General features: G+C 33.0%; 21 protein-coding genes. 1 reads left to right on the forward strand and 20 read right to left on the reverse strand.

Annotated features, from left to right (window positions below):
* Positions 1-9 precede the first annotated feature (9 nt).
* The 13 genes from ABMA45_RS04635 to ABMA45_RS04695 form a co-directional block, all read right to left on the reverse strand.
* The gene (locus tag ABMA45_RS04635) at positions 10-345 is read right to left on the reverse strand and encodes a DUF192 domain-containing protein (protein ID WP_022088718.1); all 336 of its coding nucleotides are present in this window, start codon (positions 343-345) and stop codon (positions 10-12) included.
* Positions 346-415: 70 nt separating this feature from the next.
* Complete coding sequence (locus tag ABMA45_RS04640) at positions 416-1,318, reverse strand: type II secretion system F family protein (protein WP_022088719.1); 903 nt, start codon at positions 1,316-1,318, stop codon at positions 416-418.
* Between the two features lie 14 nt (positions 1,319-1,332).
* The gene (locus ABMA45_RS04645; RefSeq protein ID WP_022088720.1) at positions 1,333-2,307 is read right to left on the reverse strand and encodes a type II secretion system F family protein; all 975 of its coding nucleotides are present in this window, start codon (positions 2,305-2,307) and stop codon (positions 1,333-1,335) included.
* Positions 2,288-3,640 carry a CpaF family protein gene (locus ABMA45_RS04650; RefSeq protein WP_022088721.1) on the reverse strand — a complete coding sequence of 451 codons (1,353 nt, stop codon included), beginning with the start codon at positions 3,638-3,640 and terminating at the stop codon, positions 2,288-2,290. Before ABMA45_RS04650 ends, ABMA45_RS04645 begins: the two co-directional genes overlap by 20 nt.
* A gap of 21 nt (positions 3,641-3,661) precedes the next feature.
* Entirely contained in the window at positions 3,662-4,798 is a 1,137-nt protein-coding gene (locus ABMA45_RS04655; RefSeq protein WP_022088722.1) for a P-loop NTPase, read from the reverse strand.
* A gap of 1 nt (position 4,799) precedes the next feature.
* Positions 4,800-5,477 (reverse strand): Flp pilus assembly protein CpaB, encoded by a 678-nt coding sequence (gene cpaB, locus ABMA45_RS04660; RefSeq protein WP_022088723.1) that lies wholly within the window; start codon positions 5,475-5,477, stop codon positions 4,800-4,802.
* 44 nt (positions 5,478-5,521) lie between these two features.
* Positions 5,522-5,917, reverse strand: a complete 396-nt coding sequence (locus ABMA45_RS04665) for a TadE family protein (protein ID WP_022088724.1) — start codon at positions 5,915-5,917, stop codon at positions 5,522-5,524.
* A gap of 87 nt (positions 5,918-6,004) precedes the next feature.
* A complete protein-coding gene (locus ABMA45_RS04670; protein WP_022088725.1) occupies positions 6,005-6,181 on the reverse strand; it encodes a Flp family type IVb pilin in 177 nt (58 codons plus the stop codon).
* 58 nt (positions 6,182-6,239) lie between these two features.
* Positions 6,240-6,893, reverse strand: a complete 654-nt coding sequence (locus tag ABMA45_RS04675; RefSeq protein WP_022088726.1) for a prepilin peptidase — start codon at positions 6,891-6,893, stop codon at positions 6,240-6,242.
* Between the two features lie 161 nt (positions 6,894-7,054).
* On the reverse strand, positions 7,055-7,906 hold the full coding sequence (locus ABMA45_RS04680) for a helix-turn-helix domain-containing protein (protein WP_022088727.1): 852 nt from the start codon (positions 7,904-7,906) through the stop codon (positions 7,055-7,057).
* A 300-nt stretch (positions 7,907-8,206) separates the two neighbouring features.
* Positions 8,207-9,538, reverse strand: coding sequence for a replicative DNA helicase (gene dnaB / locus ABMA45_RS04685; RefSeq protein WP_022088728.1), 1,332 nt, complete (start codon positions 9,536-9,538; stop codon positions 8,207-8,209).
* A gap of 13 nt (positions 9,539-9,551) precedes the next feature.
* Positions 9,552-9,998: a 50S ribosomal protein L9 gene (gene rplI / locus ABMA45_RS04690; RefSeq protein ID WP_022088729.1), complete on the reverse strand. Its 447-nt coding sequence runs from the start codon at positions 9,996-9,998 to the stop codon at positions 9,552-9,554.
* Positions 9,999-10,116: 118 nt separating this feature from the next.
* A complete protein-coding gene (locus ABMA45_RS04695; protein WP_022088730.1) occupies positions 10,117-12,174 on the reverse strand; it encodes a DHH family phosphoesterase in 2,058 nt (685 codons plus the stop codon).
* A 329-nt stretch (positions 12,175-12,503) separates the two neighbouring features.
* On the opposite strand from ABMA45_RS04695, the gene ABMA45_RS04700 reads away from it, so the two are divergent.
* On the forward strand, positions 12,504-12,773 hold the full coding sequence (locus tag ABMA45_RS04700) for a hypothetical protein (RefSeq protein ID WP_022088731.1): 270 nt from the start codon (positions 12,504-12,506) through the stop codon (positions 12,771-12,773).
* 144 nt (positions 12,774-12,917) lie between these two features.
* On the opposite strand, the gene ABMA45_RS04705 is transcribed toward ABMA45_RS04700, so the two are convergent.
* The 7 genes from ABMA45_RS04705 to ABMA45_RS04735 all read right to left on the reverse strand — a co-directional run bounded on the left by ABMA45_RS04705 (position 12,918) and on the right by ABMA45_RS04735 (position 20,593).
* Entirely contained in the window at positions 12,918-14,264 is a 1,347-nt protein-coding gene (locus ABMA45_RS04705; protein WP_117910551.1) for a glucose-6-phosphate isomerase, read from the reverse strand.
* A 408-nt stretch (positions 14,265-14,672) separates the two neighbouring features.
* A complete protein-coding gene (locus tag ABMA45_RS04710; RefSeq protein ID WP_022088733.1) occupies positions 14,673-15,425 on the reverse strand; it encodes a hypothetical protein in 753 nt (250 codons plus the stop codon).
* A gap of 155 nt (positions 15,426-15,580) precedes the next feature.
* On the reverse strand, positions 15,581-16,273 hold the full coding sequence (locus ABMA45_RS04715; RefSeq protein ID WP_022088734.1) for a 5'-methylthioadenosine/adenosylhomocysteine nucleosidase: 693 nt from the start codon (positions 16,271-16,273) through the stop codon (positions 15,581-15,583).
* Between the two features lie 15 nt (positions 16,274-16,288).
* Positions 16,289-16,537 carry a TIGR03905 family TSCPD domain-containing protein gene (locus tag ABMA45_RS04720; RefSeq protein ID WP_022088735.1) on the reverse strand — a complete coding sequence of 83 codons (249 nt, stop codon included), beginning with the start codon at positions 16,535-16,537 and terminating at the stop codon, positions 16,289-16,291.
* A gap of 24 nt (positions 16,538-16,561) precedes the next feature.
* Positions 16,562-17,311 carry an ABC transporter ATP-binding protein gene (locus tag ABMA45_RS04725; protein WP_022088736.1) on the reverse strand — a complete coding sequence of 250 codons (750 nt, stop codon included), beginning with the start codon at positions 17,309-17,311 and terminating at the stop codon, positions 16,562-16,564.
* Positions 17,312-17,319: 8 nt separating this feature from the next.
* On the reverse strand, positions 17,320-18,120 hold the full coding sequence (locus ABMA45_RS04730) for an ABC transporter permease (RefSeq protein ID WP_022088737.1): 801 nt from the start codon (positions 18,118-18,120) through the stop codon (positions 17,320-17,322).
* A gap of 427 nt (positions 18,121-18,547) precedes the next feature.
* Positions 18,548-20,593, reverse strand: coding sequence for a leucine-rich repeat domain-containing protein (locus tag ABMA45_RS04735; RefSeq protein WP_022088738.1), 2,046 nt, complete (start codon positions 20,591-20,593; stop codon positions 18,548-18,550).
* Positions 20,594-20,721: the final 128 nt, after the last annotated feature.

Here is a 20,721-nt window from a genome sequence, read left to right on the forward strand (position 1 = left end):
CAATGTTTCCTACTCCACTGAAATAACTTGTCCAACCTGTAACATATATTTATTTGCAGTTCCGCTTGGCAATTCTAACACCCTTCTGCCCTTCGAAACCATTTTTCTTATTTTTCCCGGTTGAATTTCATGGTCTATATACAAAATCACATTATCTTTATCCAATGTCAATGTGTCTATAGCAAACTTCATACCGAATGTATGTATCTGATTACACGGTTCTATTAAAAGTCCTGCTCCTTCCGCTAAAGATTTACGACCCATAAGTCCTTTAAATCTCTTAAAAAATGTATTTGCATATTCAGCTTTCGTGCATATAATCTGACTATCACACGTTATAACCATATCCATACCTCGATTCTATCACTTTTTTTATAAATTTGCATTATTAATTCAAATTATTTTTACTTTTTCTTTAAAAAACTCCCATACTCATAATATTAATTACAACAGGTCCTAAAATTACAATAAATAGTACTGGGAAAATAAGACCTACCATAGGTAAAAGCATCTTAACTGGTGCTTTCTGCCCTTTTTCTCTTGCCATCTGCATTCTTGTTTCTCTTAATGTTTCAGATTGTACCTTCATAATATTATTCATTGGAATACCTAACTGGGTTGCCTGTGCCAAAGCAGCGATAAATGTCTTTAATTCTGGTATTTCTGATGAATTTGCCATATTTTTTAATGCGTCTCCTCTAGGAACACCCATCTGAATCTGCCTGTATAATTTCAACAATTCCTCAATAAATGGGCCTTCCATTCTTTCTGACACCTTCAATAAAGATGCATCAAAGCTTAATCCTGATTCAATACAAACTCCTAAAAGATCCATAGCATCTGGCAACTGATCTCTTATCCCCTGTTGGTGACTTTTCACTTTACTATTCAAATATAAATTTGGAATTAACAAAGCTATTAATAATCCAATTAATATAAGAAATATCGTCTTTGTAATTATAGCTATAAATGCACTCACAACTATTATTAAAACCATAATCGCTTTTTTGTAAAACAAAAAATTTTCAGGGCTTATAGAAAGTCCTGCTAATCTTAATTGTTTTTCAACAAGTTTGTACTTAGCATTTTTCTTAACATTTGCTGCACTTCTATTTGCCATATTGTTAAGTGCCTGTATTTGAGATGAGAGAAATCTTTTTGAAGACTTCTCTCCTTCTTTTTCATTCTGTACTTTCTTTTTACCACTTATGTACTCTATTTTTCTTTCTTTTGCATCATCTTCTTTTCCTTTATTATATCCAATAGATGAAACAACAAAGAATACTAACTCACTAATTGCTAATACCATAAATTCCATATGCTTATTCTCCTTTAGAACTTAATCGTTACAATTTTATTAATAACAATTGCACCTACAGTTTCTAAACAAACAGATATAATTATCAAAGTTTTTCCTATCGTTGTAGTAAACAAAGTCATTATCAATTCTTTATTTATTAAACTCATTATTAGCAGTAATGCAATAGGCAATATACCAATTATCATTCCTGATACTCTTCCTTGCCCTGTCATTGTTTTTATTTCGCCTTTAATCTTATATCGTTCACGAATTGTTCCAGCTATCGTATCAAGTATCTCTGACAAATTACCACCTGTTTGTCTCTGGACACTAACCGCAGAAACAACGAGATTAAAATCTTCACTCTTTACTCTTTCAGCCATCGCCTCTAATGCTTCATCCTGCGAACTACCAAAAGTTATTTCGTTAACAGTTCTCTTAAACTCTGACTTTATAGGATCATCACATTCATTTGAAATTGTGTCCATCGCCTGATTGAATGTTAATCCGGATTTTAAGCAGTTACTTGCAATCATTAAAGCATCACTCAATTGAGATTCAAACATATCTCGTCTCTTTTTTTGTTTATTTTTCATATATAGGATTGGTGCTATAGCTCCTATTATCATAAGCATCGGTGCTATTAACTGATTTTTAAAAATAAGTATAAACAATAATCCCGGAACAAATGTTACTACTATCCATATTATAATAAAATCTTCGGTTTTTTTCGAAATATCACTTTTTTCCAATTCTTCAGCTAAAATTTTATTAATTTTGGCAAATGCACTTCCATTATTATTTACAGACTGCTTTTTGTTATTTTTTTGTTTCTCAACTTTTGCAACTTTTTTTTCTTCCTTTTTCTTTCCTACGATGTAATCTTCTCTTCGTTTTACATTTCTGCTGTTTTCAGTTATTTTACCAACTATAGTTGTAACAAGCACAAATGTAACTCCCATCATGACCACAACTAAGAAAATCATACTAATTAGCAAACCATTCATTTTTTACAACAACCCCATTTCCTCTAATCTTTTCAATACATTTTGGAACTACACCTGTTGCTCTAAATTGTCCTTTGAACTTTCCTCTGGAATCTGTTGTTCCGTCTGTCTCAAATACAAATATATCCTGCAAACTTACAACATCACCTTCCATACCAACAACCTCAGTAATAGATGTTACTTTTCTGGATCCATCTCTAAGTCTGCTCTGCTGTATTATTAAATCTATAGCTGAGGAAGCCTGATCTCTAATTGCCTTTACCGGCAATTCCATACCAGACATCATAACCATTGTTTCAATACGAGACATAGCATCTCTCGGAGAGTTTGCATGAGTCGTAGTTAATGATCCGTCATGACCTGTATTCATAGCCTGAAGCATGTCCAATGTTTCTTCAGAACGAACTTCCCCGACAATAATACGGTCAGGTCTCATTCTCAATGCATTCTTTACAAGAGCTCTAATTGTTATTGCTCCTTTTCCTTCAAGGTTTGCCGGTCTACATTCAAGTGTAATAACATGTTCCTGATGTAACTGAACTTCCGCTGCATCTTCGATTGTTACAATACGTTCGTCTTCAGGAATATACGATGATAATACATTCAACAATGTTGTTTTACCTGAACCGGTACCACCAGATACTACTATATTTAATTTTCCTTTAACACACGCTTCTAAAAATGAAAGCATTACCGGGTTTAATGATCCCCATTCAACTAACTGTGCTGCTGTTACTGGTGTAGAGCTAAATTTACGAATTGTAAGTACTGCTCCAATAAGTGAAATCGGTGGAATAATAGCATTTACACGGGAACCGTCCGGAAGTCTTGCATCAACCATAGGGCTGGTCTCGTCTACATGTCGTCCAACCTGAGTAACGATTCTGTCAATAATATTCATAAGATGTTCTTCATCTCTAAATTTTATATCTGTAAGAACCAATTTCCCTTTTTGTTCAATATATACATGATCTGGTCCATTAACCATTATTTCACTACAATTATCGCTATCAATTAAATCCTGAATTGGACCATATCCTAATATATCATCTAATAAAGTCTTTACTATCGGTTTTCTTTCAACTCTCGGAATATTGTACTCATCCTTATCAACTTCTTCCGTAAGAAGTTTTTCCATTTCATCCCTATCAACAGTAGCCTTTCCCGCTCTGTTTAATGTCAAAATAATTCTTCCGTGAATTTTTTTCTTTACAGCGTCATATGGGTCTTCAACCTTTATTTCCTTTACCTCTTCAACCTTTTTCTGTTGTTGAGTAGTTGTTTCTTCCCCATTTTCTTCCTTATTCTTTTCTATTATGTCAAGTAATCCCATATACGATTAACCTCCGACTATTTACTCACCTTTATCCGCAATAACCCTTTGTATAAAACTTGAGAATTCTTTTGCTGCCACCGTTCTACTTGTTCTTAATACAAACGGTTCTCCTTTATTTACACTACTGTTAAACATCTTATCCGATGATATTGAAGCGTAAAATGGTATCTCCAACATTGATTCGAAATCCTTCATTCGGATTAAACTATTAACATTCTTATTCATTACCAGCCTTGCTTTTTCTTTAATTCCTAATTGCTCTAATATACTTACAGCTGCTTTTGCTGCTTTAAGTGATAAAATGTCAGGATTGTTCACAATCATAATCTCATCACATTCCTGTAATGCAGCTATTGTTTCATCACTAAAATTCGTTCCTAAATCAACTATTACATATTCATAATATGGTCTTACACTACGTATAACCTTTGTAACATGTTCCGGTTTAATATATTCGGCATATTCAGGACTTTTTGGTGCTGCAAGCAATACTACACCTGAAGAATGCATTATACTAAATGCATTAACTCTTTCAATTGATATTCCTTCCGGATCCTGTGCCAATTCCACAATTGTATCTTTTGGTTCCAAATCTAAAAGAATATTCTGATCTCCAAATCTTAAGTCCATATCTAAAAGAATAACATTACTTCCTCTCTTAGATAATGCAACTGCAAGGTTTGTTGCCATTACGGACTTTCCTGTACCACCTTTACATCCGAAAAATGCAATTACTTTTGATCTTACTCTTTTCTGAATATTTAGCTGTGCCTGAATTACTTTTTCGTATTCATTAACCTGTACTACTCTTGAATAAAATTCATTATCCTTCATATCCAAAGGTAATACCTGTCTTATTCCAAATCTTGCTGCATAGTTTACTAAATCAACGGTTACGTCATCTGTAGCTACAACTGCTGCACATCCTTTACTCTGGAACTTCATACTCTCAACGAATGAAAATACTTCCGGGTCAATTGGTACTTTAACACCAACAATAACTACATCCGGAAATAATCCATCTACTTTCAATCTTGACTCGTCTTTAAAATCTGCATAACCAACAATTTGAATATCTCTATCCGCTAACTTTTTTTTCAAATTAACACGAATTGATGTATCTTCTGAAATAATAACAACTTTTATACTTTCCATATTATTCTCCGTCCTCCGCAGTTCTCTTATTTAATATAAGTTTATAACCTGAATATTCTCCTGAATTTTCTACTTCGTATAAAATATTAGCATCATCATATGACAGTTCAAATGTAATTGATGAATATGTTACTATTGCATTTGCTGTATCTGTATTTACATCATTTGTTGATATTTTCAATACTTTAACATCGCTCAAAACTGTATCTACAGTAGCCTTACCATCGCCTGTCTTCATTGCCAAAACATTTACTGTATCTCCTGGGAGGATATATCCATCTACACCCGTAACACCATCTGCTGTCATACTGTATGCAACCATTCCATCCGCAAGATTATAAGATAGTCCGGCATTCGATTCCTGTTCAGTTCCAAATCGTTTTATTGATACCTGCTCACCTGCATAAATATAACCCGATGATGTATTTCCTATAACTTCATCAAGACTTCTTACTGCGCCATCTACAATTGCACCATTATCAATCATTCTAGTACTAAAAAAATTATTTACATTATTAGCTGTAACCTGTGTTCCAGCTGGAACATCTGCTATAGCATACACAATCTCTGTCTTATCTTTATTTGGATCATTATTGCTTATAACTGATTGTGCAAACATATATGTTGCGATTCCTGCAACCAATGCACTTATAAGTGCAATCAAATAAATTCTCTTCATGGTAATTGTACCCCTCTGTTTCTTATTTTTAGTCTTTTATTAATTTACGATTCCGTTTTTATTGTTACTGTATAAGATAGTTCCTTAGTCTTTCCATATATAACTCCCAGTACCGGTGTTAGTGTATTCATTTCTGCCTTAACATTTACTTTCAAATCTCCCTCAAGTGGACTTGTGGGATTTGTAAGTTTTGAATCAACCACTACTGAATTGAGATTTTTCGGCAATATTGCTTCCACCTTATCGGTTACAATTTGATCTAATTGTGCATCTTGTGCATTTACGCATCCGACTCGTGCGCCTTCCCTACAGGCATTTTCAACTGATAACTGATTGTAAAATAGCCACCCAAAGTCCAATATCCCGCATACAATTAAAAGTAATATAGGCAAAACCAAAGCAAATTCAACAGCCGATTGTCCTTTTTCTCTTTTCTTCATTGATGCTACCTCTCAAATAATTTCCTCATATTCTAAAATAGAGGGGCTGATGCCCCTCTATTTTAGAATATAATCTTTTTGTAACTTTTATGGTCTTGCTGTTGTTGTAAGCTGATCGCTTGCATTTGTGAACATATCAGCAATCTTTGGTCCTAATACAGCTAATGCTCCGATTACTGCTAAAGCTACTAATCCGATGATAAGACCATATTCAACCATGCCCTGTCCATCTTCATCCATTAAGAAATTCTTTACATCTCTCATAATATTTCCTCCTTCTTGCATACGACTATCTTTTACTCCGTCGTGCTTAATTATAAATTTAATAAATTAACGGGAAAAATAATGAAACCAAAACCCCTCCCGATAAAAACGGTGCCATAGGAGCTGCTGTTTTTAAGTTGCCTCTTCTTGTGATTTTTAAGAACAGATAATAGATAAATATTGTAAAACCCATCACTGCCATTGCTTCAACATAACCTTGAAGACCCAACATAAAACCTATTACGGCGCTATATTTCACATCGCCAGCCCCAATCCTCAATTTAAAGAACCCCGGAATAACAAATATTACATATGCAATTATCAATCCCATAAATGAATTAAAAAATGTATCCATAAACACATCTAACCCACCACTTGTAATTACTATGTTGCATATTTGTAAAAGTAACATTCCTAATAATAATGCATTAGGTATTCTTCTTATCAACATATCAATTCCTGCTACATTTATTGCCATCAATATGATAAGCATATATCGCACTGTCTGCCAGTAATCAAATTCTTTAAGGGCTATACCTACAAACAATACTGCCGGAACCACCATCCATGCTATTCTGTAACCTATGTTGTTTATTCGTTGTCCTTTATTTTCTGTATCATATATACTTCTTACTTGTATCTGGTATCTCGCCAGATAGTAAAAACATAATCCAGAGAGCAAACCCACCGTCGCGTATATCGCGTATTCCATTGCTGTTTCCTCCTCTGTATTTACTTGCATCTACATAGAAAACCCTTATGTATTAAATGTTTAAAACGTTTTCTTTATGATAGTATTATTATAATACTTTTCGTCATTTAGTCAATATTTTTTAATAATTTAGTCACAATTTGTACATTATGTACATAATTTCATTTACTCAATGTGCTAAACGCCAATTTTTTAGACTTCTCCCTATTTTTTTCAGACTTTACTCGCACTTTTTCGGCTTTTTTTCGAGCCCTTTCAGCTTTTTTGTTCATAACTTTTTCATCTTTATTAATGCGGCTTTCCATTTTTCGCTCTTTTCTGGACTTTCTTTGTTTTTTTCTTATTACTTCATCTATTTTTCGATAACGTTCTTCTTCTCTTTCATCCTGCATTCTAATAATATAATCTACACCTTTCAATACTTTTTCGCTCACACAATCACTCACTTCTTTAGACATATTCTGTGTCGACTTATTTATCGCTCTGGTAACTATACTTTCGGTATTTTCCTCTAAGGCTCTCGAAACTATGTTTCCCATAATTTCCTGAAATTGCTGCATTTTACTTTCTGAGCTAACACTTTCAGTTAAAGATGTTTTATTTTCTAATCCTCTATATTTTTCTATGTCTCCACTATTATCTTTTGTTTTTGTATCCATAATTTCTTTATTATTTACACCATTATTACATCCTTCTTCATCTTCTTTATAAAATGTATTTTTTTCACTCTTTGGTTTGTCAAAAAGATTTCTAATGTTGACTGTATTAGGATTAGAACGATTAATGTCAATTTCTCCATTAATCATCATTTTTATAGTTCTTAGACCATATCCCTGTTCTTTTAAATCTCTTATTTTCCGAAGTAATTCAATATTTTCTTCCGTATAATATCGATGTCCCATTTCATTTCTGGGAATCTTTATCTCAAGTTCTTCTTCCCAATATCTTAACACATGAGATTCTACCTTTAGCATTTTAGATGCATCTGAAATAATATATCGTCGTGTTCCCATTTTCCCCTCCAAAAAAATAATGTTAACAATAATTTCCAAATTATTGTTAACATTAGTATAATTCTGACTATTACTCAATTCAACGAATTGGCAGTCCCATATTCAATTATTTTTTAAGCAAATGACGAATGCCGTCAAATGAGTGTAAACATCTCATTTTTTTCGTTCAAATTCGCATATGGCTTAGCATAATTATTCTCTCACATTTATTTTGAGCCTATATTTTTCACCAGTTGTTTGATTAACAATATATTAATTATTCTCTCACATTTGTTTTAAAATGCGGACAAACAAGCAAATCTACTCTCTTGCTTTTGTCTCGAATTTTGTATATTCAGGTAACCATAATAATTCTATAGCTCCTACAGGACCGTTTCTTTGCTTAGCAACATCCACAATAATAGTATTTCTGTCTTCTGTTTCGTCCTCTTTGTTGTATTTTCTTGATAAAAGCATTACAACGTCGGCATCCTGCTCGATAGAACCTGATTCTCGCAAATCGGCCATGATAGGTCGATGGTCAGGTCTCGATTCTACGCTTCGGTTAAGCTGTGAAAGTGCAACTACCGGAATATTCAACTCTCTGGCAATTCCCTTTAATGATCTTGAAATATCCGCAATTTCCTGTTCACGGCTTGGATAATTACCATTTCCTCTCATAAGCTGTAGGTAGTCAATAACCACAAGCTGTATATCTTTTTCTAATTTAAACTTTCTGCATTTGGAACGAAGGTCACCAATCGTAATACTTGGCGTATCGTCAATTACAATATTTGAATTTCCTATAATATCCGCTGTTTCTACAATTTTTTCCCATTCAGATTCATTAAGTTCTCCTGCTCTCATTTTCTGAGAACTTACCATTGAATGCTGTGATATAAGACGGTTAACCAACTGTTCCTTTGACATTTCCAAACTAAATATAGCGACTGCATTCGGCTTACGTATAGCTATATGCTCTGTTACGTTAAGTGCAAATGCTGTTTTACCAACTGAAGGTCTTGCCGCAATCAAAATAAAGTCTGATGGCTGCAATCCGGATAACTGATTATCAAGATATATATATCCGGTTGCTAAACCTGTAACAGTTCCCTTTGTAAGCGATGCCTGTTCTAATTTATCAAATACATTAGCAACTACTTTATTAATTGGGACAAAGTCGCCACTTGAACGTGATCTAAGCACTTCAAAAACTTCTTTTTCAGTACTCTCCATTATATCTTCAAGCTTATCCGTTCCTGCATAACATTTAGCTGAAATATTATCATTTACTTTTATTAATTTACGCAACATTGCTTTTTCATATACAATAGTCGCATACTGCTTTATATTTGCTGAAGTCGGTACCATTTCTAATATTTCCCTGATAAAATCAAGGCTGATTACTTCACTAGAAACATCCATCTCTTCCAATTTAGCCTTTATGGTAACCAAATCTCCATTTTTTCCTTCACGGTACAATTCTGTCATTGCCCCAAAGAGCAATCCATATTGTCTGTTAAAAAAATCATCTTTATTTATCAACTCCATAGCTATCGGAACAGCATCCGGATCCATAATCATCGAACCTATTACTGCCTGTTCTGCTTCATAGCTATGAGGTAGTATTTTTTTTACTATTGGATCTTCCATTAATAATTATCTCCTATAAAGCTTCAACCTTTATGTCTAAAGTTGCCATTACATCCTTGTGCAATTTAACTTTTACTGTATGGACTCCAAGATTTTTAATTCCTTCTTCCATAACAATCTTCTTTTTATCAATTTCTAAACCAAGCTGCTTCTTTGTTTCTGCTGCTATTTCCTTTGCAGAAATTGATCCAAATACACGGTCTCCATTTCCGGCTTTAATCTTTATAACCACCTTTTTATCTTTTAATTCTTCTGCCAAAGCTTTTGCTGCATCCAATTTTTCCTGAGCAACCTTTGCTTCATTAGCTTTTTGAAGTTTTAAATCATTTTTATTTGCGCTATTTGCTTCTACGCCAAGTTTTTTCTTTAAAATAAAGTTTTTAGCATATCCATCGCTTACCTTTACTACTTCACCTTTTTTTCCTAACGCTTTAACATCTTCTAATAAAATAACTTCCATATTCATGTCTCCTTTCAAAGCAATAAACTTATTATATCTAAGCAATTAATTTCATTTTTTCAAATTCGATCCGTCAAACTATATTAATGTTAAGGTCAAATATCACTTGTGTAAATAACTATATTTCACCTTCATCAGTCATATCCTGAATAATCTCTTTTATCAAGGTCTTTGCCTGTTCACATGTACAATCTTCAATCTGTGCTCCGGCAAGATTCATATGACCTCCACCGCCTAATCTTTCTGCAATTAACTGAACATTAACTTCATCTATTGACCTTGCACTTAAATATACTTTTTCATTATAAAACGTACATACAAACGCCGCCTTTATGCCTTTAATATTAAGCAATTCATTCGCTGCCTGTGCTCCAACAACTGTCGGCATACTTGTTCCTTCAGACGGGCAAATGGCTATAGCGTATTTATCCATAAATATCTCTGTATTTTGAATGGCCTTAGCTTTTGCCTTATAATCTCCAATATCATCTCTAAACATTTTTCTAACTCTGACAATATCAGCTCCATTTTTTCGCAAATAAGCTGCTGCCTCAAATGTTCTTACACCTGTTCTGTTAGAAAAATTATTTGTATCCATCATAATTCCGCTATACAATGCATCTGCCTCATACGGTTTCATTTTAACTGAATCAACCATATACTGCATAATTTCAGTAACCATTTCACATGCTGATGATGAATATGGTTCAATGTATGATAAATGTGCATTTTCTATTGCATCTGCACTTTGTCTATGATGATCTATTACTACAAGTGTTTGTGCTCTTCTCACTAATTCAGGATATTCAGTATATCCTGCTCTATTACAGTCAACTACAATGAGCATATCATTTTTTTCTAAAATAGTTGTAGCCAATGTTCCTGCAATAAACATATCTTCTTCATAGCCATTATCTGTCGTAAACTTATCAATCAAAGGTTTTACTGAAGAACTCATAGTTCCCGTTACCACATAAGCTTTTTTACCCATTGTAGTTATGGCTCTATACAAACCAATTGCTGCGCCGTAAGAATCATTATCACCCAAATGATGTCCCATAATGAATACTTTATCTCTTGTTTCAATTAATTCTCTTAATGCATGAGCTTTTACTCTGGCTTTTACTCTGGTATTCTTTTCGACAGACTTGCTCTTACCGCCATAATAATATATCTTTGCACCATCTTTTAATACTGCCTGGTCACCACCTCTGCCAAGTGCCATATCGATAGCTGCTGTGGCTGACGTGTAATTCTGAACATACGAATCTGAACCCATTCCGAATCCAATACTGATTGTAGCTGTTCGCTCATTACCTATCTTAACATTCTTTACATCATCAAGAAGTGAGAATTTTTTACTCTGCATAATTGCTATATTTTTAGCCTTAACAACTACAAAGTATTTGTCTTTTTCAAGTTTTCTTACCAGACCGTCCATTTCTGCAAAATATCGCTGTATCTGTCGATCAATCAATGCAACTAACAATGTTCTTCTGGCATCTTCAATACTTTGAAGAACCTCTTCATAATTATCTATGTAGATAAGTCCCGGTATCATCTTATCATTTTTATTTTCCTTAGATAATTGCTGAATTCTTGTATCATCAAATAAATAAAGTGCAAACATATCCGCATCGTCATCATCTGAATCAAGTACTGCGATAGGCACTTCATCAACTGCATCTTTCATTTTAAACTTCTTTAGCACAGCTCTATATATTTTTTCATTATACTCAACTTTGAACTCTTTCTTTTCTTCTTTAAATTCAAATTTATCCTTTGTAAACTCTTTAAATATAGATTCAATTCCCCTCATATTTAAAAGTTTAGTTTCGCACGCCTTTTCCATTTCGCTATTATGCCACAGCATCTTTCCATTACAATCAAGTAACGCATAAGGAATTTCAAATTCATGCATCATCTGTCTTTGTATCTGACTATACTCTGCGCCAAAATCCACAAGATATCTTTTGATATTTGGATAAAATCTAAGCATCATAACAATCGCTATTACAATAAACACAATTGTTGCAAACGCCATAACCACTCCGGCTCTTTTGTCAATAAAAAATATTATAGCCGTTACTACTATCCAAAGCACACTAAGGTTAATAGGCCACCTTAAATACTTTGTAATTTTCCCATTTAATGCTACTTTTTTATCATTTAACATATAAGCACCTCTAATTTGCTTTATTCTTCATCTCTGCCTTATATTTGTATATCTTTAAAATATAAAAAGCTTACAACGTTTCTAACGCACCTTAATGATTTAGTATACCATATTGTAATTTTTATTTCCACTATACTACTTTATAAGCCATAACAGATTACTAATATACTCTTTACATGTTTTATTATTTCATATAAAATTACCCTTAATTAAATGATGTCAGGGTTAACCGCCACGACTATGATGCCTACAGATTGTTCAGTGCTACGCACTCTCACAATTATCCGGCATCTTTACATTAGTAAAATATGAAACAGGAGATAGTTTATATGTTTAGAATATGGGGAAGAACCTTCAAAAATAATAAAATGATAAAAAATACCACAATCGAAATAGATAACCCTGAGATGACGAGAACTCACAAAGTTTTCAAAGCACTTGAAGATATTTGCGAGGAATTTGATTTAAGCAATCCAATCTGGCTTGATAATAACATTGATGAATTCAAACGCATTTCACGAACCAGATTTTATCAGGACAGTTTTATTGAACATATTGATTTTGATTATTTAGATTTTTATATTATCGAAGAAGATTAATATGTTGGGGTCAAAATCATTCTTGACAAAAAAGCCTTATAGAAAACATATCCCCTCTTTACCGGACAACCGATACAGAGGGGATATTTATATACTATTTAAATTTACCGGATATAACACGAATCGCTCCGTGTTATCTTATAATTAAAGTCTTTTCTGTAATTCTGCTGTCATGTCTTCATAACCCGGTTTTCCAAGTAATGCAAACATATTCTTCTTGTAGCTTTCTACACCCGGCTGATTAAATGGATTTACTCCAAGAATATATCCACTTACACCACATGCAAATTCATACATGTAGAATAATTCTCCAAGATAGAATTCGTTCTGTTCAGGTACATTAACCATAAGGTTAGGAACATTACCATCTGTATGAGCAAGAATTGTTCCATTCATTGCACTCTTGTTAACAAAATCCATATCTTTTCCAGCTAAGTAATTTAATCCGTCAAGATCATCTGCTTCTTCCTGAATTACGATATCAGCATCTGTCTTTTCAATATTTACAACTGTTTCAAACATAAGTCTTGATCCGTCCTGAATGAACTGACCCATTGAATGTAAATCTGTTGTCAAATCAACTGCTGCAGGGAAAATACCTTTCTGGTCTTTTCCTTCGCTTTCACCATAAAGCTGTTTCCACCATTCACCAAAGTAATGTAAACTTGGTTCATAGTTAGCTGTAATTTCAATTGATTTTCCTTTTCTTAATAAAATATTTCTGATTGCTGCGTATTTTACTGCATCGTTATCTTCAAATGTATTGTTTAAAGCTTTTTCTCTTCCGCTTGCAGCACCTTCCATTAATTTATCTATATCAGCACCACTTACTGCGATTGGAAGCAAACCTACTGCTGTAAGAACTGAGAAACGTCCACCTACATCATCAGGTACTACGAAGCTTTCATATCCTTCTTCTGTTGCAAGATTCTTAAGAGCTCCCTTTGCCTTATCTGTTGTAGCGTAAATTCTCTTTGCTGCTTCTTCTTTGCCATATTTCTTTTCAAGTTTTTCCTTGAAAATTCTAAATGCGATAGCAGGTTCTGTTGTTGTACCAGACTTAGAAATAATGTTAACTGAGAAATCTCTGTCTCCAACAACATCTAATAATCCCTTTAAGTATGCAGGGCTAATGCTATTTCCTGCATAGTAAATTTCAGGTGTTTTTCTGATTTCTTTTGATACATTGTTATAGAAACCATGTCTTAAGAAGTCAATTGCTGCTCTTGCTCCTAAATATGAGCCACCAATACCAATAACAACTAAAACTTCTGAATCACTCTGAATCTTCTTAGCTGCTGCTTTAATTCTTGCAAATTCATCCTTGTCATAATCTACAGGTAAATCAATCCATCCTAAGAAATCATTTCCTGCTCCTGATTTGTTAACCAAAACTTCTTTTGCATCTTCTGCGATTTTCTTCATTGCTACTACTTCATCATCTGAGATGAATTTTGATGCCTTTGAGTAATCAAATGTTACCTTAGCCATATCTTTTTCCTCCGTCATTTCAAATCCTGCTATCCCGTACACCTTGCAAACTGTCATGGTATCTCTCCACTAAATCCACAGTGTCCGGTAAAGCGTTTATTTATCGACATAATATAATATTCATGCCGACCGGTAAAATTTCCTTCAAATTCTCTCTAACATATATACAATAAATATTTTGTCGTCATATGTCAATGTTTTTAGCATATTTATTGAAACAATTTTATTGGAGTCAACCCGAGAATATATCCCCGAAACTATTTTGCTTAATCTGCGAATATTTCCTTAAAACATATTTGTTTCAACCTGCGAATATTTCTATATAAATTATACAATTGAACCTGTAAACATTTCTACAAAACTTATATGATTAAATCTTAATTTATTTTTGCAAAACCATTTAAATCTTTACTGCAAATATTCTCCTAAAACTTCGTTGATTATTCTCTCCTGTTCTTTTGTAATATTTATTCTACCCTGTTTTTCATTTTCTATTTTTTTATTTGTATTATTTATTTCATTTACATTAACATTCTGTTCCGATTCCTGCTCATTTTTGCTGCTACCTATTTCTATGTTGTAATCATTTTCCCGCCTACTAATCTGCTCTCGCAAATTAACACTATTTTCAAAGAAATCCGTAATAACATATATCAGTTCTGTTTTTCTGTCATTTGTATGAATTGTATTTTCAACTACAAATAATGCAAGTGCAAAATAAAATCCTACAAGAATATACGACATCGCCGTTGTCTTTCCGTATCCCTGATTATACAGTATATATCCACATAATCCGCCTATTGCCACACACAAAAATCCACACCAGCTAATAATTTTATTTATGGAATCAAGATAAAATATGCCTATTTTACACTTATTTATGTACCTACTTACTAAAAGCATGGGATTAGCCACCGTGCCGTTTATGGTTTTAATACTTTCAAATTTCAATTTTATCTGGCGAAGAATATTACTTTTGGGGCTATCCATATTTTCTGCCTTTTTAATCATTTTACCAAAAATCCACATTACCAGACATTTACTTACAATTCCTACTAAAAAAATACTTCCTAATAAACATAGGAAGTACGCTTTATTTTCAATTATTGATGTGATTTTTTCCATATTAACATTAAAACATGACATACATTTGTCAAACATAAAAAACCTCCTCGTACGATATGTATTGACCAGCCTTTTGTTGGTGGCCGATAGTCGGAAACATTAATGCTTAAACTTTGTTTTTTGTTTCCTTTATACAATAAAATTTTATCATACAAGAGGTCTTTTAACACTATAAATCGTTCGTCAAATTTCTACAAATTCTTAATTAACTGTTTTAATATTTTAATTGAATTAGCCGCTGCTTTCTTTTCAAATGTAGGGTAATCCATTTCTGCACTTCCATCTGCCTTATCAGAAATCGCTCTGATTATAAGACATGGAATATTGTTAACATATGCTGCATGTGCTATAGAAGCACCTTCCATTTCTGCACAATCTCCGGCAAATGTATTTACCAAATCATCTTTCTTTTCCTTACCGGCAATAAACTGGTCGCCTGAAACAACTCTTCCTGTAAATACCTTAACAGAAAGATTTGCCTCTTCTATACTTTTGACTGCTACATCAATTAATCTGCTGTCACTATGAAATACAGAGTTGTCCATATCAGGAATAACTCCACGTTCATAACCTAACGCCGTCACATCCATATCATGCTCAATGGCATCCTTTGATATAACAATATCGCAAATATCAATATCACTATTTAATGAGCCTGCAACTCCTGTATTAATAACAGAATCTACTTTATATCTGTCAGCAAGAATCTGTGTGCATATAGCTGCATTTACCTTTCCAATACCACACTTTACAACAACTACATCTTTATCATGAATATGTCCTTCATAAAAATCCATTCCTGCAACTGATGTAATTTTCGCATCCGGCATTTCATTTTTTAATTCCTGGACTTCGCTGTCCATCGCTCCAATTATTCCTAACACGTTACACCTGTTCCTTTATTTATTTTCTTCTAAGTACAATTTTAATGCCTTTGCAAGCTGGTCCGGACATGAAGTTCCTCTTCCTGCACAATCAATTCCATCCATTCTTTTAATTGCTTCGTTCACATCCATTCCTTCGACTAATGCAGCAACTCCCTGTGTATTTCCACTGCATCCTCCAAGAAATCTTACATTAGTAACTTTATTATCAACAACATCAAAACTAATTTCTCTTGAACATGTTCCTTTTGTCTTATAATTCATAACTGCACTCCTATCCAAGGCTTTCTAATCGCCTATCTTCTTTTCATAAATTTCTACAACATCATCTATATCACCTTTGGCAATTAACTGACCATGTTCCAAAATGATTGCCTTGTTACACAATCTCTTAACCTGAGCCAAACTATGTGATACAAATAAAACTGTAACCCCATGATCAAACATTTTTTTCATTTTCTTTTCGCATTTTTTTCTAAATTTAGCATCACCAACTGATAATACCTCATCTAAAATAAGAATTTCCGGTTCTACAACTGTAGCAATTGAAAATCCAAGTCTTGCCTTCATACCTGAAGAATAGTTTTTAATTGGAACGTCTATAAATTCTCCTAACTCAGAAAATTCAAGAATTTCATCATATTTTGACATTAAAAATTCTTTTGAAAATCCAAGAACCGAGCCATATAAGAATATATTTTCCCTACCTGTATAGTTAGGATCAAATCCTGCACCAAGTTCAATCATAGGTGCCATATGTCCATATCTTTGCACTGAACCTTTTGTTGGCTTATAAACACCTGCAATTACTTTAAGAAGCGTACTTTTTCCTGCTCCATTAAGTCCAAGTATTCCGAGACGTTCGCCTTTTTTCAACTCAAACGAAACATCTTTTAACGCCCAGAATTCATTAAAACGAAGCTTTTCGCCTTTTAATTTCTTTATAAATAATTCTTTAAAATTATCAACTTTTTCTTTGCTTAAATTAAAACAAATACTAACATCATTAACTCTAAGAGCTACATCATTCTTTGCCATAACTCCTCCTAAATATGAAGAATAAACTTATCCTGATTTTTCTTAAATACATATATTCCAAATATCAGTAATACAACACTACAAGTTCCTGAGTATGCAAATAATTTTAAATTTGACACTCCGTAACTATAACTGTTAAACATAGAATGACCTTCTAACAATACAGCTCTGAAGTTACTGATAATTCCGTAAAGCGGATTTAATTTGATAAGAATTAATCCCTGTCCCATACTTGAGATTTTGTAGAAAATTGCTGAGCAGTACATAACAAGCATCAACACAACATCCCACAAATATTCCATATCTCTAAAGAATACACATACCGTTGACAATACCATTCCTGCACCAATTGACAAAATAAACAAAATTGTCAAAGGAATAACCGCTTCAATTACATGCCATGTAAGTGGAACACCTAAAACTACTGAAACTACTGCAAGAACTATTAATGACAGTAAGAATAAAATGTAGTTATAAATGCAACTTGAAAGCGGATACAAATACTTAGGTACATAAACTTTCTTTATCATTGCCTGATTTGCCCTGATAGACCTCATCGCAATCTTTGTTGAACTTGAGAAGCAACTATATATAAGTCGTCCACACAAAATGTAAACAGGATATAATCTGTCACCTTTACCAAGCAACTGTCCAAATACGATTGTAAGAACAATCATTGTAAGTAACGGTTCAAGCATTGTCCATATCAATCCAAGATATGATCTTCTATACTTTAACTTAATTCCTTTTTTTACAAGTTCGATTAATAAATATCTGTATCTTGCAAAATTTTTCACGTACTTATTCATATAACCTCCAAAACTGAAGCACTTATTTTTATAGTTTATCCATATAAGATTAAATTCCCGACAATAAACTAATCTTATTATATATTATAATTTTTTTATGTCAAATTAACGGGAAATATAATGATATAAATAGCTTTGGCTTATATAATTAATAATAGTTGCCACTTTTGTTACACACATAAAAATGCACCACTTTCGTAACAAAATTTGTTTAGAAAGTAGTGCATTAAAATCAGCATATTGTGAATATGTATATCTGGGAAATTTTCCAGTTTTACCAGCCAAAGCTTTTTATCTGAGATAATTTTTTTGAATTCAGCGCGAGCGTTATTTAGTTAATATTACAAACCCTCACAATTAAGAATTAATCTGTGGGAATTTTTGTTATTCTACATTTTTCAATGCATCTGTCATAGATATTTTTTAATTAGTTAAGTGCAAGCAATTTCCATGTCTTAATTACTTTTACTTTATCAATCTGAATTTCTGACGTATTGTCCTGATTTGAACAATATTTACCTGCTGCAGATTCGAATACCATATATGTCTTCTTTCCGCTTACACAAATTCCTTCCATCATTGATGGAAGCACAACTGTTTTTACAGGTGTATCAAGTGCGGATGCTGTCACAATATTTACCGGTTCATAAACCATTAAATATGAATCTGCTATTCTTCCGTATGACTGGGACAATGTAAACTTTCTTTCTGTAGCAGAAATCTTATTTACAACCAATCCCTGTGTATTTGCAGGAACATAAAGGTTATATTGATTTGTAAATGTTAATCGTTTTGTCTTTTTATTTCGCTTAACTCTATATCCATACATAAGGCACGAATTACTGTTTGCACTTCTTCCTGCCCAGAAATGAGTTCCGTCAAATGCTGCAAAGTCTGCGCATCCTCTAAGAGTTACTCTATAGCTAAATTTTATTGTCTTTCCATTTTTAGCTTTCAAAAGTTTTTTATATGTAATTATACCTACTTTATCTACTGCACCCGGAAGGTTATTTATACCTACTACTAAATTTTTCTTTACATTTGTTACTGAACCTACGTGATCTTTTATTGTCAATTTAAGTTTCTTTACGAAATTACCCCGTTTATTATATATCAAAAGTATTGATTTTGCTGTCAAATTCTTGTGATACATTGAAACTACAATGTATTTTCCAATAACACAGGTTCCCTGTGGTACATAATTTTTAAGAGATAATAATATGTATTTATCCTTTACTGACTGAATTCCACTATTTACAAGCATATCGTATACTCTTAAATCCTCAGCCATTCTTTCTTTTTCAGAATCTGTATATTCCCAAGGTATATTGTTAACTCTTGCATATTTTTTTCCTGCTGAATTTGAATATACCTTAAGAGTTAAATTTGTTGCTCCTGCAAAAGCATTTGCACCTATTGTCTTAACTGTTTTATATAATGTAAGCTTTTTTAGTGATGTACAATTCTTAAATGCACTTTCTCCAATTTTCTTAATTGTTTGAACCATCTTTATTGTTGATAATTGAGTACATCCGCTAAATGCCTGATATCCTATTGAAGTAAGTGTTTCCGGTAATATAACTTTTTTTACTGAATTTGCATTAAGTAAAACTCTGTTTGGAACTTTTGTCATTCCATTAGCAAATGTAACTGTTGTAACATTTGCCCCTTTGCCGATTATTTCATATGTACTTGTTACCGTGCTTGGAATTGTAAGACTTGTAAGCCCTGTCATTTTGTAAAATGCATGATAATTTATTTTCTGCAAGCCCTCAGGCAAAGTTAATTCTTTTACTTTTTTAATTCCATAAAAAGCTCTCTTATAAATATACTTTATTGTTGTCGGTAATTTAATTTCCGTAACGGCACTGCATCCTCTGTATGCTTCAATTCCAATAATCTGCAATCCTTCAGGTAATTCAATTGTCTTTAATGCTGTACATTCTTTAAAAGCATTTTCTCCAATTTCCTGAAGTAATGAGCCCTGTTCAAATGTTACCTTTTCAATATATTTATACTGATAAAATACATTTGCATTAATCTTTGTAACACTTGCAGGAATTACAATTTCTTTATTTGTTGTATCTGTTGCTGCCTTTTTGTACCCTGTAAGGACTCCGTTTTCAATTACGAAATCAGGGTTACTTGTAGGAGCTTCTGTTGTTGGCACTTCTGTTGTCGGTGCCTGTGTTGTTGTTTCAGTTGTTGATGACTCTTCTGTTGTAGATGTTTCATCAGTTCCTGTTTCCTTAGTACTACTTTCATCCGTGCTCGTTTCTTCAGCCGGCTTTGTTGTCTCTGTGTTTTCTTTTGTTGTTTCCTGTTCACTATCAGCTATGCTTACTTCTGCTGCCATGACTTTATCCTGTTTATAGTTTCCATGACCTGCAAAAGCACCTGATGGTAATGCGATAGTGGCTATCATAACTGCAACAAGCAACTTGCTTATGCTTTTTAATGTTTTCTCTTTCATAACTACCTCCTCTAAACTCTACGTTACATTATAATGGTTCTTTCTTTTTCGTCAAAGGATTTATGCCATCTGCCAGACAATTGCCACATTTAAAATTAACTCTTTCTTATTTGAAAAATACAGTTGTG

The sequence above is a fragment of the Eubacterium sp. CAG:156 genome (assembly GCF_000434315.1).
Taxonomy (GTDB): Bacteria; Bacillota; Clostridia; order Lachnospirales; family Lachnospiraceae; genus Eubacterium_U; species Eubacterium_U album.